Source organism: Cedecea sp. VD22 (assembly GCF_037150195.1).
Taxonomy (GTDB): domain Bacteria; phylum Pseudomonadota; class Gammaproteobacteria; order Enterobacterales; family Enterobacteriaceae; genus Cedecea.
Genome location: NZ_JBBCPX010000001.1, coordinates 428,038 through 442,691 on the forward strand (window position 1 = coordinate 428,038; position 14,654 = coordinate 442,691).

The 14,654-nt window shown below is 52.2% G+C and carries 11 protein-coding genes; 4 read left to right on the plus strand and 7 right to left on the minus strand.

The features are described from left to right. Positions 1 to 77: 77 nt before the first annotated feature. The 5 genes from ihfB to serC all read right to left on the minus strand — a co-directional run bounded on the left by ihfB (position 78) and on the right by serC (position 5,588). Positions 78 to 362, minus strand: coding sequence for an integration host factor subunit beta (gene ihfB, locus WFK85_RS02130; RefSeq protein ID WP_008461182.1), 285 nt, complete (start codon positions 360 to 362; stop codon positions 78 to 80). A gap of 115 nt (positions 363 to 477) precedes the next feature. Then, positions 478 to 2,151, minus strand: a complete 1,674-nt coding sequence (rpsA, locus tag WFK85_RS02135; protein WP_008461180.1) for a 30S ribosomal protein S1 — start codon at positions 2,149 to 2,151, stop codon at positions 478 to 480. Between the two features lie 114 nt (positions 2,152 to 2,265). Further along, a complete protein-coding gene (gene cmk / locus WFK85_RS02140; protein ID WP_008461178.1) occupies positions 2,266 to 2,949 on the minus strand; it encodes a (d)CMP kinase in 684 nt (227 codons plus the stop codon). A gap of 192 nt (positions 2,950 to 3,141) precedes the next feature. Next, complete coding sequence (gene aroA, locus WFK85_RS02145) at positions 3,142 to 4,425, minus strand: 3-phosphoshikimate 1-carboxyvinyltransferase (RefSeq protein ID WP_336708608.1); 1,284 nt, start codon at positions 4,423 to 4,425, stop codon at positions 3,142 to 3,144. Between the two features lie 77 nt (positions 4,426 to 4,502). After that, entirely contained in the window at positions 4,503 to 5,588 is a 1,086-nt protein-coding gene (gene serC, locus WFK85_RS02150) for a 3-phosphoserine/phosphohydroxythreonine transaminase (protein ID WP_166995492.1), read from the minus strand. Between the two features lie 338 nt (positions 5,589 to 5,926). On the opposite strand from serC, the gene ycaO reads away from it, so the two are divergent. The 4 genes from ycaO to pflA all read left to right on the plus strand — a co-directional run bounded on the left by ycaO (position 5,927) and on the right by pflA (position 12,217). Next, positions 5,927 to 7,690 (plus strand): 30S ribosomal protein S12 methylthiotransferase accessory factor YcaO, encoded by a 1,764-nt coding sequence (ycaO, locus tag WFK85_RS02155; protein WP_008461170.1) that lies wholly within the window; start codon positions 5,927 to 5,929, stop codon positions 7,688 to 7,690. A gap of 401 nt (positions 7,691 to 8,091) precedes the next feature. Further along, positions 8,092 to 8,949: a formate transporter FocA gene (focA, locus tag WFK85_RS02160; protein ID WP_008461168.1), complete on the plus strand. Its 858-nt coding sequence runs from the start codon at positions 8,092 to 8,094 to the stop codon at positions 8,947 to 8,949. Positions 8,950 to 8,999: 50 nt separating this feature from the next. Further along, positions 9,000 to 11,282: a formate C-acetyltransferase gene (gene pflB, locus WFK85_RS02165; RefSeq protein ID WP_008461167.1), complete on the plus strand. Its 2,283-nt coding sequence runs from the start codon at positions 9,000 to 9,002 to the stop codon at positions 11,280 to 11,282. A gap of 194 nt (positions 11,283 to 11,476) precedes the next feature. Next, positions 11,477 to 12,217: a pyruvate formate lyase 1-activating protein gene (gene pflA / locus WFK85_RS02170; protein WP_008461164.1), complete on the plus strand. Its 741-nt coding sequence runs from the start codon at positions 11,477 to 11,479 to the stop codon at positions 12,215 to 12,217. Between the two features lie 131 nt (positions 12,218 to 12,348). Here pflA and WFK85_RS02175 read toward each other — a convergent pair whose 3' ends face one another. Together WFK85_RS02175 and WFK85_RS02180 are read right to left on the minus strand one after the other, a co-directional pair. Further along, on the minus strand, positions 12,349 to 13,497 hold the full coding sequence (locus tag WFK85_RS02175; RefSeq protein ID WP_008461162.1) for an MFS transporter: 1,149 nt from the start codon (positions 13,495 to 13,497) through the stop codon (positions 12,349 to 12,351). Between the two features lie 296 nt (positions 13,498 to 13,793). After that, positions 13,794 to 14,654 carry a dimethyl sulfoxide reductase anchor subunit family protein gene (locus tag WFK85_RS02180; protein ID WP_008461160.1) on the minus strand — a complete coding sequence of 287 codons (861 nt, stop codon included), beginning with the start codon at positions 14,652 to 14,654 and terminating at the stop codon, positions 13,794 to 13,796.

The window sequence follows — 14,654 nt, forward strand, 5'->3', positions numbered from 1 at the left end:
AGGCGCTCGCAAAATAGCAAAATCAGTAAAAAAAATGGCACCTCATTTGAGGTGCCATTTTTGCTAACTCTAAGGAATTAGCCGTAAATATTGGCGCGGTCACGCAACTCTTTGCCTGGCTTAAAGTGTGGAACGTATTTACCTTCCAGATCCACTTTGTCGCCGGTTTTCGGGTTACGTCCGGTGCGAGGAGCGCGATAGTGTAAGGAGAAACTGCCGAAACCCCGGATTTCAATACGTTCACCCTCGGCGAGCGTAGAGGCCATATGCTCCAGCATTTCCTTCACCGCATCTTCTACTGCTTTTGCAGGGATGTGAGATTGCTGGGTTGCAAGTCTTTCGATCAATTCTGACTTGGTCATGATTCCTCCGGTTTCCTTTCAGGAAAATTAGCTTACAGCTCTCAATCGAACAAGGGCGGCCGAAGCCGCCCTGATTTTATACCCTGGCAGAAGCCAGGATACAACGCTCGGACGATTACTCGCCTTTAGCTGCTTTGAATGCTTCAGCCATTGCGTTAGAGAAGTTGCCTTCTTCCTGTTTGTTGTTAACAGTCGCAATTGCATCTTTCTCGTCAGCTTCGTCTTTAGCACGAACAGACAGGCTAACAACACGGTTTTTACGATCAACGCCGGTGAATTTAGCTTCAACGTCGTCGCCAACGTTCAGAACCAGAGTTGCATCTTCAACGCGGTCACGGGAAGCTTCAGAAGCACGCAGGTAGCCTTCTACGCCATCTGCTAATTCAACTGTAGCACCTTTCGCGTCAACTGCCGTTACTTTACCAGTAACGATAGTACCTTTCTTGTTCAGCGCAACGTAGTTGTTGAACGGATCTTCTGCGAGCTGCTTAACGCCCAGGGAGATACGCTCACGCTCTGCGTCAACCTGCAGAACAACGGCTGCAATTTCGTCGCCTTTTTTGTATTCACGTACTGCTTCTTCGCCCGCAACGTTCCAGGAGATGTCAGACAGGTGAACCAGGCCGTCAATGCCGCCGTCCAGGCCGATGAAGATACCGAAGTCAGTGATAGACTTGATTTTACCTTCAACACGGTCACCCTTGTTGTGGGTTTCCGCGAACTGCTGCCATGGGTTGTTTTTGCACTGCTTCAGACCCAGGGAGATACGACGACGTTCTTCGTCGATATCCAGAACCATAACTTCCACTACATCACCAACGTTAACAACTTTGGATGGGTGGATGTTTTTGTTGGTCCAATCCATTTCGGAAACGTGAACCAGGCCTTCAACGCCTTCTTCGATTTCAACGAAGCAGCCGTAGTCGGTCAGGTTGGTCACGCGGCCAGTCAGTTTGGTACCTTCTGGATAACGCTTAGCGATAGCTACCCATGGATCTTCGCCCAGCTGTTTCAGGCCGAGGGAAACACGAGTACGCTCGCGATCGAACTTCAGCACTTTAACAGTGATTTCGTCGCCAACGTTCACGATTTCGCTTGGATGCTTAACGCGTTTCCATGCCATATCGGTGATGTGCAGCAGGCCATCAACGCCACCCAGGTCAACGAATGCACCGTAGTCAGTGAGGTTCTTAACGATACCTTTAACTTCCATGCCTTCTTGCAGGTTTTCAAGCAGCTGATCGCGCTCTGCGCTGTTCTCAGACTCGATAACCGCACGACGGGAAACAACAACGTTGTTGCGTTTCTGGTCCAGCTTGATCACTTTGAACTCAAGCTCTTTGCCTTCGAGGTGCAGAGTGTCGCGAACTGGACGAACGTCAACCAGGGAACCTGGCAGGAACGCACGAATACCGTTCAGCTCAACAGTGAAGCCACCTTTAACTTTGCCGTTGATAACACCAACCACAGTTTCAGCTTCTTCGTAAGCTTTTTCCAGCGTGATCCAAGCTTCGTGACGTTTAGCTTTTTCACGGGACAGCAGGGTTTCACCGAAGCCGTCTTCTACTGCGTCCAGCGCAACGTCAACTTCGTCACCAACCTGGATTTCCAGTTCGCCGGCTGCGTTTTTGAACTGCTCTGCAGGAATTGCAGATTCAGATTTCAGGCCCGCATCAACCAGAACGACGTCTTTGTCGATAGCAACAACAACACCACGAACGATGGAACCCGGACGGGTTTCGATTGTTTTAAGGGATTCTTCAAATAGTTGAGCAAAAGATTCAGTCATGTTTAATCTTCAAAAGTTAGATTAACGTCCATCTGGCCTCATGCCGGATGGGGTTGTTTTACATACCCGCTCACACTCCATTGCAGCGGGGGTACTACAAAATGGGTCGCTATCTCAAGCGAGCGCCAGCTTTTCGCGGGCGTATTGTAGCGCTTTTTCAATCACTTGCTCAATGCTCATACTGGTTGAATCCAGTACTAAAGCATCTATAGCAGGCACTAACGGCGCTACAGACCGATTACGGTCGCGATCGTCGCGTTCCTTGATCTCGGCCAAAAGGCGCTCAAAGTTAACACTAAAGCCCTTCTCCTGCAACTGTAGCATGCGCCTGTGGGCGCGCTCTTCAGAGGAGGCATCAAGGAAAATTTTCACCGGCGCATCCGGGAACACAACGGTCCCCATATCGCGGCCGTCTGCAATCAGACCCGGCGCTTCACGAAAAGCGCGCTGGCGGCGCAGCAAGGCTTCGCGCACACGCGGGAACGCGGCCACCTGAGAAGCCGCGTTTGCCACTTCCTGAGTGCGAATTTCAGCGCTAACGTCTTCCCCTTCGAGAATCACTTCCAAATTGCCGTCGGTGGAAATAAACCGAACGTCCAGGTGGGCCGCAAGGGGCACCAGCGCGTCTTCGGAAGCCACATCAACATGGTGATGTAACGCCGCGAGCGCCAGAACGCGATAAATCGCACCAGAGTCCAGCAGATGCCACTGCAGCGCTTCGGCCATGGCCTTACAAAGCGTGCCTTTACCGGCGCCACTTGGGCCATCAATCGTTATTACCGGGGCGGATGCCGTCATCGTTTTCTCCTCTATCGCTGGATTCGCGGGTGGTAAACGCCGCGCATTATACGCCGCAACCGCCAGGACTGTTATCTTTCCAGGCAAATATCCACGGGAATCAGGCTGAGTGTAGAAGAATTGCGCAACGGGCGTTGTAAGGAATCGTAGAGAGAAAGAAAAACCGCATCAGACGATGCGGTTTTACAAACGTTATACAGGCGTACTGATGCGAGCTAACTGCTCGAAATAATCAGGGAAGGTTTTTGCCGTGCAGCCTGGGTCAAGAATCGTCACTGGCGTATCGGATAACGCCACCAGCGAGAAACACATCGCCATACGGTGATCGTTGTAAGTGCCGATTTCAGCAAACGTCAGCTTAGCCGGTGGCGTAACGCTAATATAGTCTTCGCCCTCTTCAACTTCTGCACCGACTTTTCGTAATTCCGTCGCCATTGCGCTAAGGCGATCGGTCTCTTTTACGCGCCAGTTATAGATGTTACGCAGCGTGGTCGTGCCTTTAGCAAACAGGGCCGCGGTCGCGATAGTCATTGCCGCATCCGGGATATGGTTCATATCCATGTCGATAGCGTTTAGCTCACCACGTTCACAGCTAATGAAGTCATCGCCCCAGGTCACTTTCGCGCCCATTTTCTCAAGTACATCAGCAAAGCGAATATCGCCCTGCACGCTGTTCCGCCCGATGCCGGTAACCTTGACCACGCCACCTTTAATTGCCCCAGCGGCCAGGAAGTAAGAGGCGGAGGAGGCATCACCTTCTACCAGGTAAGCCCCTGGGGATTGATACTGCTGTGCGCCGCGAATCAGGAAACTGCGATAGTCGCGGTTTTCAACTTCCACGCCGAAAGTTTTCATCAGATGCAGCGTGATGTCGATATACGGTTTGGAAACCAGCTCGCCTTTAATGGTGATTTCAGTGTCATGTGCAGCCAGAGGTGCGGTCATCAGTAGCGCGGTCAGGAACTGGCTGGATACGCTGCCGTCCACTTCAACCTTGCCGCCGCCAAAGCCGCCACGCAGACGCAGCGGCGGGTAATTTTCTTGCTCAAGGTACTCAATGTTCGCTCCCCCCTGGCGCAGCGCATCGACAAGATGGCCGATTGGGCGCTCTTTCATGCGCGGCTCGCCGGTCAGCACAATGTTGTTACTGCCGAGGCACAACGCTGCAGCCAGCGGACGCATAGCGGTGCCAGCATTCCCTAAAAAGAGTTCCAGCTCACCTTGTGCCTGCAGAGGGCCGGCCACGCCGGTGACTTCACAACGGGTACGATCCGCCGAAAGCGTATAGCTCACGCCCAACGCCTTCAGCGCGTTAAGCATATGGCGGACATCATCGCTATCCAGCAAATTGGTCAGCACCGTGGTGCCATTGGCCAGCGCGGCCAGGAGCAGCGCGCGGTTAGACACGCTTTTTGAACCTGGCAGATTAATGGTGCCGTCGACCAGCGCGATGGGTTGTAACGTCAGGGATTCCAGCATGGGAAAAATACTCTCAACTCAAACAGAATAAAAACCCCGCAGACGGGCCGCGGGGCGAAGTGCTACTGCATTAATTAACCGTGGCGACGCTCGAAGTCCACCATGAAGTCAGTCAACGCTTTGACGCCATCGAGCGGCATCGCGTTGTAAATCGAGGCGCGCATCCCCCCCACAACGCGGTGACCTTTCAGGGAATGCAGGCCCGCAGCGAAGGACTCGTCAAGGAACACTTTGTCCAGCGCGCTATCCGCAAGTTGGAACGGGACGTTCATCCGGGAGCGGTTAGAAGCCGCAACATCGTTACGATAGAAATCGCTGTTATCAATCACGCCGTACAGCAACTCAGCCTTGGCCTGGTTGATACGATCCATCGAGGCAACGCCGCCCTGCTCTTTCAGCCATTTAAAGACCAGGCCTGCAAGATACCAGGCAAAAGTCGGCGGCGTGTTAAACATTGAGTCATTATCGTTAAGCACGGTGTAATCGATAATCGATGGACACGCTTTGTGCGCCTTGCCTAGCAGATCTTCACGAACAACAACCAGCGTCAGGCCGGCAGGGCCGATGTTTTTTTGTGCGCCAGCATAGATAACGCCGAAACGGCTAACGTCGATAGGGCGAGACAAAATAGTAGAAGAGAAATCGGCGGCAACAACGGTATCACCAAAATCTGGGGTTTCATCGATTGAGATACCGTCAATTGTCTCGTTCGGACAATAGTGCAGAAATGCGCTGTTATCAGATACCAGCCATTCACTCATTGGCTTGATAGCACGTTTACCGTCCACGGTGATTTTTACGTCATGGGCAACCGGCTGGCAGTATTTTTTCGCTTCTTTAATTGCGCTATTTGCCCAGTAGCCGCCGTCAATGTAGTCGGCCGTGGTTTTGTCACCGAGAATATTCAGCGGCACGCCTGCAAACTGACCGCGCCCGCCGCCGTGGCAGAATAAAACTTTATAGTTGGAGGGGATTTGCAGCAGATCGCGAAAATCTTTTTCCGCCTCTTCAGCGACCTGAATAAACTCTTTACCACGGTGGCTAATTTCCATTACGGAAGTACCCAGACCGTGCCAGTCGCACAGCTCCTGTTGTGCACGACGAAGTACTTCAGCCGGCAGCATCGCCGGACCAGAACTAAAATTGTATACCTGTGTCATTTCCCCTCACCACGCCTCGAGCAATAAGTTTTTATTACATTATCGGTTTTATCATTCAGCGGCGCAGTGTTGCAATGGTTAATCCCTCGCGGAAGACCAATGTGAGCAAAATCACACAACACAATCTTCCGGCAAGCGAAAAAACTGCCCGATTTCCGACGGCAAGGCAATACGACGGACATGCCCAATGGCGGCCAGTCATTTTACTACCATAACCGCGAGTTACTGTAAGCAGGCATAGCCTGTTATGCTAGCGTCGCCTGCACCGTGCGGAGGATAGCGTCTGCCCGGTAAAACCCGTATCATTGCGCGTTTTGCGTACCATTAAAGTGAACCCCATGACCCAGACATTTATCCCCGGCAAAGATGCCGCCCTGGAAGACTCCATCGCTCGCTTCCAGAAAAAGCTGACCGACCTCGGTTTTAATATCGAAGAAGCCTCCTGGCTTAACCCGGTACCCAACGTTTGGTCGGTGCATATCCGCGACAAAGACAGCGCCCTGTGCTTCACCAACGGTAAAGGTGCGACCAAAAAAGCCGCGCTGGCATCCGCGCTGGGTGAATATTTTGAACGTCTGTCGACTAACTACTTCTTCGCCGACTTCTGGCTGGGCGATACGATTGCGAACGGCCCGTTCGTGCATTACCCGAACGAGAAATGGTTCCCGCTGCCGGAAGATGACCAACTGCCTGAGGGCATCCTCGACGATCGTCTGCGCGCTTTCTACGACCCGGAAAACGAAGTCGGCGCCGGGATGCTGATCGATCTGCAGTCCGGGAACGAAGAGCGCGGTATTTGTGCTCTGCCGTTCACCCGCCAGTCAGACCTGCAAACTGTTTATATCCCGATGAACATCATTGGTAACCTGTACGTCTCCAACGGCATGTCTGCGGGCAACACGGCTAATGAAGCACGGGTCCAGGGTCTGTCTGAAGTCTTCGAGCGTCATATCAAAAACCGCATTATCGCAGAAAGCATCAGCCTGCCAGAGATCCCACAGGATGTGCTGGCCCGCTATCCAGGCGTCGTGGAGTCCATTAAAACGCTTGAAGCTGAAGGCTTCCCTATTTTTGCGTACGACGGTTCTCTGGGCGGTAAGTACCCGGTTATCTGCGTCGTGCTGTTCAATCCGGCCAACGGAACCTGTTTCGCTTCCTTCGGCGCGCACCCTGATTTTGGCGTAGCGCTGGAGCGTACCGTCACCGAGCTGCTGCAGGGGCGCGGTCTGAAAGATCTGGATGTCTTTACGCCGCCAACCTTCGATGATGAGGAAGTCGCTGAACACGCGAACCTGGAAACACACTTCATCGATTCCAGCGGCCTGATTTCATGGGATATGTTCAAGCAGGATGCAGATTACCCGTTTGCTGACTGGAGCTTTGCTGGCACAACGGAAGAAGAGTTCGCTACCCTGATGGCTATCTTCAAGTCGGAAGATAAAGAAGTGTATATCGCCGACTACGAGCATTTAGACGTTTACGCCTGCCGTATTATCGTCCCAGGCATGTCTGATATTTACCCTGCCGACGACCTGCTGCTGGCCAACAACAGCATGGGCAGCCACCTGCGTGAAACAATTCTTGCGCTGCCGGACAGCGAATGGGAGCAGCAAGACTACCTCGATCTGATTGCCCAACTGGACGACGAAGGCCACGATGATTTCACCCGCGTGCGTGAATTACTGGGCCTGGCTACCGGGAAAGATAACGGCTGGTACACGCTGCGCATTGGCGAACTGAAAGCCATGCTGGCGCTAGCGGGCGGCGATCTTGAGCAGGCACTGATCTGGACCGAATGGACCATGGAGTTCAACGCTTCCATCTTTAGTCCTGAGCGTGCCAACTACTACCGCTGCCTGCAAACTCTGCTTCTGTTGTCACAGGAAGAAGAGCGCGAGCCTCTGCAATACCTGAACGCTTTCGTCCGTATGTACGGGGCTGAAGCCGTGGATGCCGCCAGCGCGGCAATGAGCGGTGAAGCGGCCTTCTATGGGCTGCAGCCAGTGGATAAAGATCTGAAAGCTTTCCCGGCGCATCAGGCGCTACTGGCCGCGTACGAAAAATTACAGCGCGCTAAAGCCAAATATTGGCAGGTAAAGTAATTTCCTGACAACTTCCTGGTGCGCACGGCACCTTGTCTGAGCTATATTACGGGGCGCTTTTTGCGCCCCTTTTTATTATTGAAACAATAATAATTTATTATGTAATTTTTTGGTTAACTTCAGGTAAATAGTTATTTTTTGACAGCGGCAATAATGTTATCAAAATATAAAAATACCCCATTACAATTAACCAATTTCGCGTAAGGGAGATGCTTAATTCAATTTTATCTATAATTATTAAAATTTATTTTTTCATTTACAATCAATAAATTAAGATGAAAAACAGGTAAAGACCTGCTTTTTCAGTGCCTATTAGCTTGGCGAGATATGATCCACATCAATTTTTACTCTATAATGCTTTGTTAGTATCTCCTCGCCGAATTAAATAAGAGAGAGTTAGTGTGAAAGCTGACAACCCTTTTGATCTAGTACTTCCACCAGCGATGGCAAAAATTGCCGAAGATGCTGGCGTCTATAAAGCAACGAAACAACCGCTAACGACCTTTTACTTAGCGATTACCGCCGGCGTCTTCATTTCGATTGCCTTCGTGTTCTACATCACCGCCACCACAGGCACATCCACGATCCCGTTTGGGATTGCCAAGCTGATTGGCGGCACATGCTTCTCACTGGGTTTAATTCTTTGCGTTATCTGCGGTGCTGACCTTTTCACCTCCACCGTGCTTATCGTCGTAGCCAAAGCCAGCGGCCGTATCACTTGGGGCCAGCTACTGCGTAACTGGGCTAACGTCTACATCGGTAACCTGATCGGTGCTCTACTCTTTGTGCTGCTGATCTGGCTGTCCGGCATGTATATGACCGCCAACGGCGCATGGGGACTGAATGTCCTGCAAACCGCAGATCATAAAATGCACCACACATTTGTTGAGGCCGTCTGCCTTGGCATTCTGGCAAACCTGATGGTGTGTCTCGCCGTCTGGATGAGCTACTCCGGCCGCAGCCTGATGGACAAAATGTTTGCTATGATCCTTCCGGTTGCCATGTTTGTTGCCAGCGGCTTTGAGCACAGCATCGCAAATATGTTCATGATCCCGATGGCTATCGTGGTTCGTGACTTTGCCAGCCCGGAATTCTGGACCGCCGTAGGGTCTTCTCCGGCAAGTTTCTCGCATCTGACCGTGCTGAACTTCATCACCGATAACCTGATTCCAGTCACCATCGGAAACATCATCGGCGGAGGTTTACTGGTTGGGTTGACATACTGGGTAATTTATCTGCGCGGTGGCGACAAGCACTAAGCTCCGTCAGTACGCAGGTTTAAGAACTCCACATTAAAGGTAGGTGTTACATGTCCGAGCAAAATGAAAAGTTAGCCACAGCCTGGGAAGGTTTTGCTAAAGGCGACTGGCAGAATGAAGTTAACGTCCGTGACTTTATTCAGAAAAACTACACCCCGTACGAGGGTGACGAGTCCTTCCTGGCAGGTGCTACCGACGCAACTACCAAACTGTGGGACAGCGTGATGGAAGGCATCAAACTGGAAAACAGCACTCACGCGCCAGTTGACTTCGATACCGACCTCGCGTCTACCATCACCGCTCACGATGCGGGCTACATCAACAAGTCCCTCGAAACTATCGTGGGTCTGCAGACCGATGCTCCTCTGAAACGCGCCATCATTCCTTTCGGCGGCATCAAAATGGTCGAAGGATCTTGCAAAGTATACGGTCGCGAACTCGACCCAATGCTGAAAAAGATCTTCACCGAATACCGCAAAACCCACAACCAGGGCGTGTTTGACGTTTACACCAAAGACATCCTGAACTGCCGTAAATCCGGTGTTATTACCGGTCTGCCAGATGCCTATGGCCGTGGCCGTATCATCGGTGACTACCGTCGCGTTGCGCTGTACGGTATCGACTATCTGATGAAAGACAAGTTCGCTCAGTTCAACTCACTGCAAACCAAACTGGAAAACGGTGAAGATCTGGAAGCAACTATCCGTCTGCGTGAAGAAATCTCCGAACAGCACCGCGCGCTGGGTCAGATCAAAGAGATGGCCGCCAAATATGGCTACGACATCTCCGGTCCTGCTACCAACGCTCAGGAAGCTATTCAGTGGACTTACTTCGGCTACCTGGCTGCGGTTAAATCTCAGAACGGCGCTGCAATGTCCTTCGGTCGCGTATCCACCTTCCTGGATGCTTACATCGAGCGCGACATCAAAGCAGGCAAAATCAACGAGCAAGACGCTCAGGAAATGATTGACCACCTGGTCATGAAACTGCGTATGGTTCGCTTCCTGCGTACCCCTGAATATGATGAGCTGTTCTCCGGCGACCCAATCTGGGCAACCGAATCTATCGGCGGTATGGGCGTTGATGGCCGTACTCTGGTGACCAAAAACAGCTTCCGCTTCCTGAACACCCTGTACACCATGGGGCCTTCTCCGGAGCCAAACATCACCATCCTGTGGTCTGAAAAACTGCCACTGAACTTCAAAAAATACGCGGCTAAAGTCTCCATCGATACCTCTTCTCTGCAGTACGAGAATGACGATCTGATGCGTCCTGACTTCAACAACGATGACTACGCTATCGCATGCTGCGTAAGCCCGATGATCGTTGGTAAGCAAATGCAGTTCTTCGGGGCTCGTGCAAACCTGGCGAAAACCATGCTGTACGCTATCAACGGCGGCGTTGATGAAAAACTGAAAATGCAGGTTGGTCCTAAAGAAGCCCCCATCACTGCCGACGTTCTGGACTACGACAATGTGTTGGATCGTCTGGATCACTTCATGGACTGGCTGGCTAAACAGTACGTTACCGCGCTGAACATCATTCACTACATGCATGATAAATACAGCTACGAAGCGTCTCTGATGGCTCTGCACGACCGTGACGTTGTTCGCACCATGGCTTGTGGTATCGCTGGCCTGTCCGTTGCGGCTGACTCCCTGTCTGCAATCAAATACGCGAAAGTGAAACCTATCCGTGACGAAGACGGTCTGGCTATCGACTTCGAAATCGAAGGTGAATATCCACAGTTCGGTAACAACGATCCTCGCGTAGATGACATCGCCGTTGACCTGGTAGAACGTTTCATGAAGAAAATTCAGAAACTGACCACCTACCGTGGCGCTATCGCGACCCAGTCTGTTCTGACCATCACCTCTAACGTGGTTTATGGTAAGAAAACCGGTAACACCCCAGACGGTCGTCGTGCAGGTACTCCGTTCGGTCCAGGCGCTAACCCAATGCACGGTCGTGACCAGAAAGGTGCCGTTGCCTCTCTGACTTCCGTTGCTAAACTGCCGTTTGCCTACGCGAAAGATGGTATCTCTTATACCTTCTCCATCGTGCCAAACGCGCTGGGTAAAGACGATGACGTGCGTAAAACCAACCTTGCAGGTCTGATGGATGGTTACTTCCACCACGAAGCAAACATCGAAGGTGGTCAGCACCTGAACGTCAACGTAATGAACCGTGAAATGCTGCTGGATGCGATGGAAAACCCTGAGAAATATCCTCAGCTGACCATTCGCGTATCCGGTTATGCCGTTCGTTTCAACTCGCTGACTAAAGAGCAGCAGCAGGACGTTATTACCCGTACCTTCACTCAGTCCATCTAATTCCTTGTCAGACTGAAGAAGCGTACTATATAAAGGCTCCACTCCCGTGGGGCCTTTTTACTCACCTCCCTACCCTCAGCCTGCTTTGCCAGCTATCTATACTCTGGGTATCTGTCAAAACAGACTTAACACAGCCGGCTTGAGCTGTGCATGACACAGGCCCTGGACGGGCCACATCTGGAGAGATCACCGCAATGTCAGCAATCGGACGAATTCACTCTTTTGAATCCTGCGGTACCGTGGACGGCCCCGGTATCCGTTTTATCACCTTCTTTCAGGGCTGCCTGATGCGCTGCCTTTACTGCCACAACCGCGACACCTGGGACACCCACGGTGGCAAAGAAGTGACGGTAGAAGAGCTGATGAAAGAAGTTGTTACCTATCGCCACTTCATGAATGCCTCGGGCGGCGGCGTTACCGCATCCGGTGGCGAAGCTATTCTGCAGGCCGAGTTCGTACGTGACTGGTTCCGCGCCTGCCGTAAAGAAGGAATTCATACCTGCCTGGACACCAACGGCTTTGTTCGCCGCTACGATCCGGTGATTGATGAACTGCTGGAGGTCACCGATCTGGTAATGCTCGATCTCAAGCAGATGAACGACGAAATCCACCAAAACCTGGTGGGCGTGTCAAACCACCGCACGCTTGAATTTGCGCAATATCTGTCGAAAAAAGACATTAAAGTGTGGATCCGCTACGTTGTTGTACCGGGCTGGTCTGACGATGACGACTCTGCACATCGACTCGGGGAATTTACCCGCGATATGGGCAACGTTGAAAAAATCGAGCTGCTGCCATACCACGAACTGGGCAAACACAAGTGGGTGGCGATGGGCGAAGAATACAAGCTGGATGGCGTGCACCCGCCGAAGAAGGAAACGATGGAGCGGGTGAAAGGTATTCTGGAGCAGTACGGCCATAAAGTGATGTACTGATTCGAACCGTGCTCCCCTCTGTGGGAGCACGTATATTTTTCTTTCGGCTCGCTCACTTCTCAGCAGGGCCTCACATAGCTCAACCAGCCACAAACGCCCATGAGATCGGGTCTATAGACGCGGCAAGCTGATTAAGCGTGAGCCACCGGGGTTGGATGATGGCCCGCCTTACGCAGCAGCATCATCAGGTAAACAAATGACACTGCGGCCATCATGATAAACAGCACGTTATCAGAGTAGTTTTGCATCAGCAGCGCAGTCACTGTCGGCCCAATTAAGCTCCCGATGGTGTAGCTCAGCAACAGCGCCTGATTCATCGCCACCAACTGATGACGCTCAATCCTTTCGCAAGCCCATGCCATCGCCACCGGGTAAAGCGTGAAACCAAAAGCCCCCAGAACGAATAGCGCAGGCCCCATGGCGGCGTTGCTGAGCATCGCCAGACAGCCGAGAATCACCACAAACACCTGCACACGCAGCACCAGCAGACGGCCATATTTGTCCGCCAGACGCCCCATAGGCCACTGACCAACAATACCCGCGCTGATCATCAGCGCCATCCAGAAACCAATACCGGAGTCGCTCACGCCCTGATGGTTCAAATACAACGGCATCAGACCATACAGAGAGCCGAGTACGATACCTGACATAATGCAGCCGTTCACGCCCAGTCGAGCCTGGCGCAGACGCAGCATCGGCCAGACCGGCGTGTTATCCCGATGTTCATCCCCATCGCTCACGATATGGGTAAACAGCAATGGTAGAATAGCGGCCAGCACCAGCGCGGTAGCCCAGGGCAGAACGTTCATCAGCTCAGTAGAAAGCTTGCTGACCATTAACTGGCCGACCACCATCCCGATGTAGTAAACGGTCATATAAGCCGCCAGCAGACGGCCGCGGTTGCGGGAAGTCCCGCTGCACATCAGGGCGCTTTCGACCACAACCCAAATCATGGCGCAGCCTACACCGGCCACAAAGCGCCAGACCATCCAGCTCCAGAAACCGACCATCAGCCCGAGGCCAATACAGCCTACGGCAAAGATAATAGAGGCAAGATAGTAGCTGCGGTTGAACCCGTGACGCTTAATCACCCATCCGGTAATCAATGTCCCGACCAGGTTGCCGGTAAAGTAGGCAGAGCCCACCATCCCGACCTGCCAGGTAGGAAGATTATCGTGAGCCAGCCAAAGCGGGACGAGCGTGTTTAAAACCGCCATAGCCAGAGTCAGCAGCAAAAGCCCGCAAAGCAGGAGCAATACGGGACGGGTATAGGTGGTCATGGGTATCAAACCGTGAGGAAATCAGGAAATTTGTGCGCATCATGCCACCGGTAAATTGATTGTCAATCCAGCAATAATGGGGGGTATGGAGGGTTTGAGCGGGTACGATTTGAAAAACTTATCCTGCTAATAAGTGACCGGAGTCACGTAAATTGTATCTCGCTGTTTTTGATGCGATATAGCGGGAAGCAGGTCAAAATGAGCAATCAAAAATTTCATGGATATTCAGGTGAAATTTTCTTATGCGAGAAGATGAAAAAGCGCGCCCTCAGACGCGCTTATAACTCGATGAAATGTTAGCTCGCTATCGCCATACCAACCGTCATATGCAGCCCGTAGAAAACGCCGCGACCGATAAGTTCACCTGCAATCATCAAGACCATCGCCAACGTCAGCAGACCGACGCCAGGCCGAGAGCCTTTCAGCTGCGGTACAATCCAGCCGACCAGAGCAATCACCAGCAGAACCATCCGCCCGGCCATCAGCGAACCGTACTCCGGCACCAGCGCAGATGCCTGTTGAATAGAGTTATGCAGCGTAGCCAGTTCCATCCCCTGCATCAGCACAACAACCATGCTAACCAGCAAAGCAAGCAGTGAGACGACAGGCAATATACGCATCCCCCAACCGCTAACCCCGGCTGCAGAAAGCAGCAAATAGCCCAGCAGTGGACCACCGATAAACATCGTCAGGAAGAAGCTCAGCGGCGTCCAGACGCTAAACCAGGTCGGAACTGTGTCAATCAGGTAAACCCGACTCATCATCCAGACAAATACCACGCCCAGAATCATGGTGATTACGACCCAGACTTTGCTGAGTGCCTGAGGCATTTTTCCGAGCACGGTCAAAAGCCACCAGAAACCACCCACCGCAAAGAATACCGATCCGCTGGCAATTTCATTGCTCAGCGCTGAACTGCCGAGGCGATTCAGGGAGTTGAACGCTCGCAGAGGCGAGCCGAGATGCAGAATTGAGGCAATAAAGCCGATGCCCATCAGGATCCATAGCACCACCATCAGCAATTCGGCGCGCTTGCGAACCGCCTTGTCCTTCACACCATACAACAGCGCCAAGGCCATAACGATAAACCCGCCTGCAACGCACTGGCCTAACACCGTAAAGACCATCAGCGGCCATTCATGCCATCCGTTTCCCAT

What these genes read in the sequence shown, in the direction of transcription:
- ihfB (WP_008461182.1), bottom strand. Translation starts at nt 362, where the DNA reads ATGACCAAGTCAGAATTGATCGAAAGACTTGCAACCCAGCAATCTCAC.
- serC (WP_166995492.1), bottom strand. Translation starts at nt 5,588, where the DNA reads ATGACACAGGTATACAATTTTAGTTCTGGTCCGGCGATGCTGCCGGCT.
- rpsA (WP_008461180.1), bottom strand. Translation starts at nt 2,151, where the DNA reads ATGACTGAATCTTTTGCTCAACTATTTGAAGAATCCCTTAAAACAATC.
- cmk (WP_008461178.1), bottom strand. Translation starts at nt 2,949, where the DNA reads ATGACGGCATCCGCCCCGGTAATAACGATTGATGGCCCAAGTGGCGCC.
- ycaO (WP_008461170.1), top strand. Translation starts at nt 5,927, where the DNA reads ATGACCCAGACATTTATCCCCGGCAAAGATGCCGCCCTGGAAGACTCC.
- pflB (WP_008461167.1), top strand. Translation starts at nt 9,000, where the DNA reads ATGTCCGAGCAAAATGAAAAGTTAGCCACAGCCTGGGAAGGTTTTGCT.
- pflA (WP_008461164.1), top strand. Translation starts at nt 11,477, where the DNA reads ATGTCAGCAATCGGACGAATTCACTCTTTTGAATCCTGCGGTACCGTG.
- WFK85_RS02175 (WP_008461162.1), bottom strand. Translation starts at nt 13,497, where the DNA reads ATGACCACCTATACCCGTCCCGTATTGCTCCTGCTTTGCGGGCTTTTG.
- WFK85_RS02180 (WP_008461160.1), bottom strand. Translation starts at nt 14,654, where the DNA reads ATGGGAAACGGATGGCATGAATGGCCGCTGATGGTCTTTACGGTGTTA.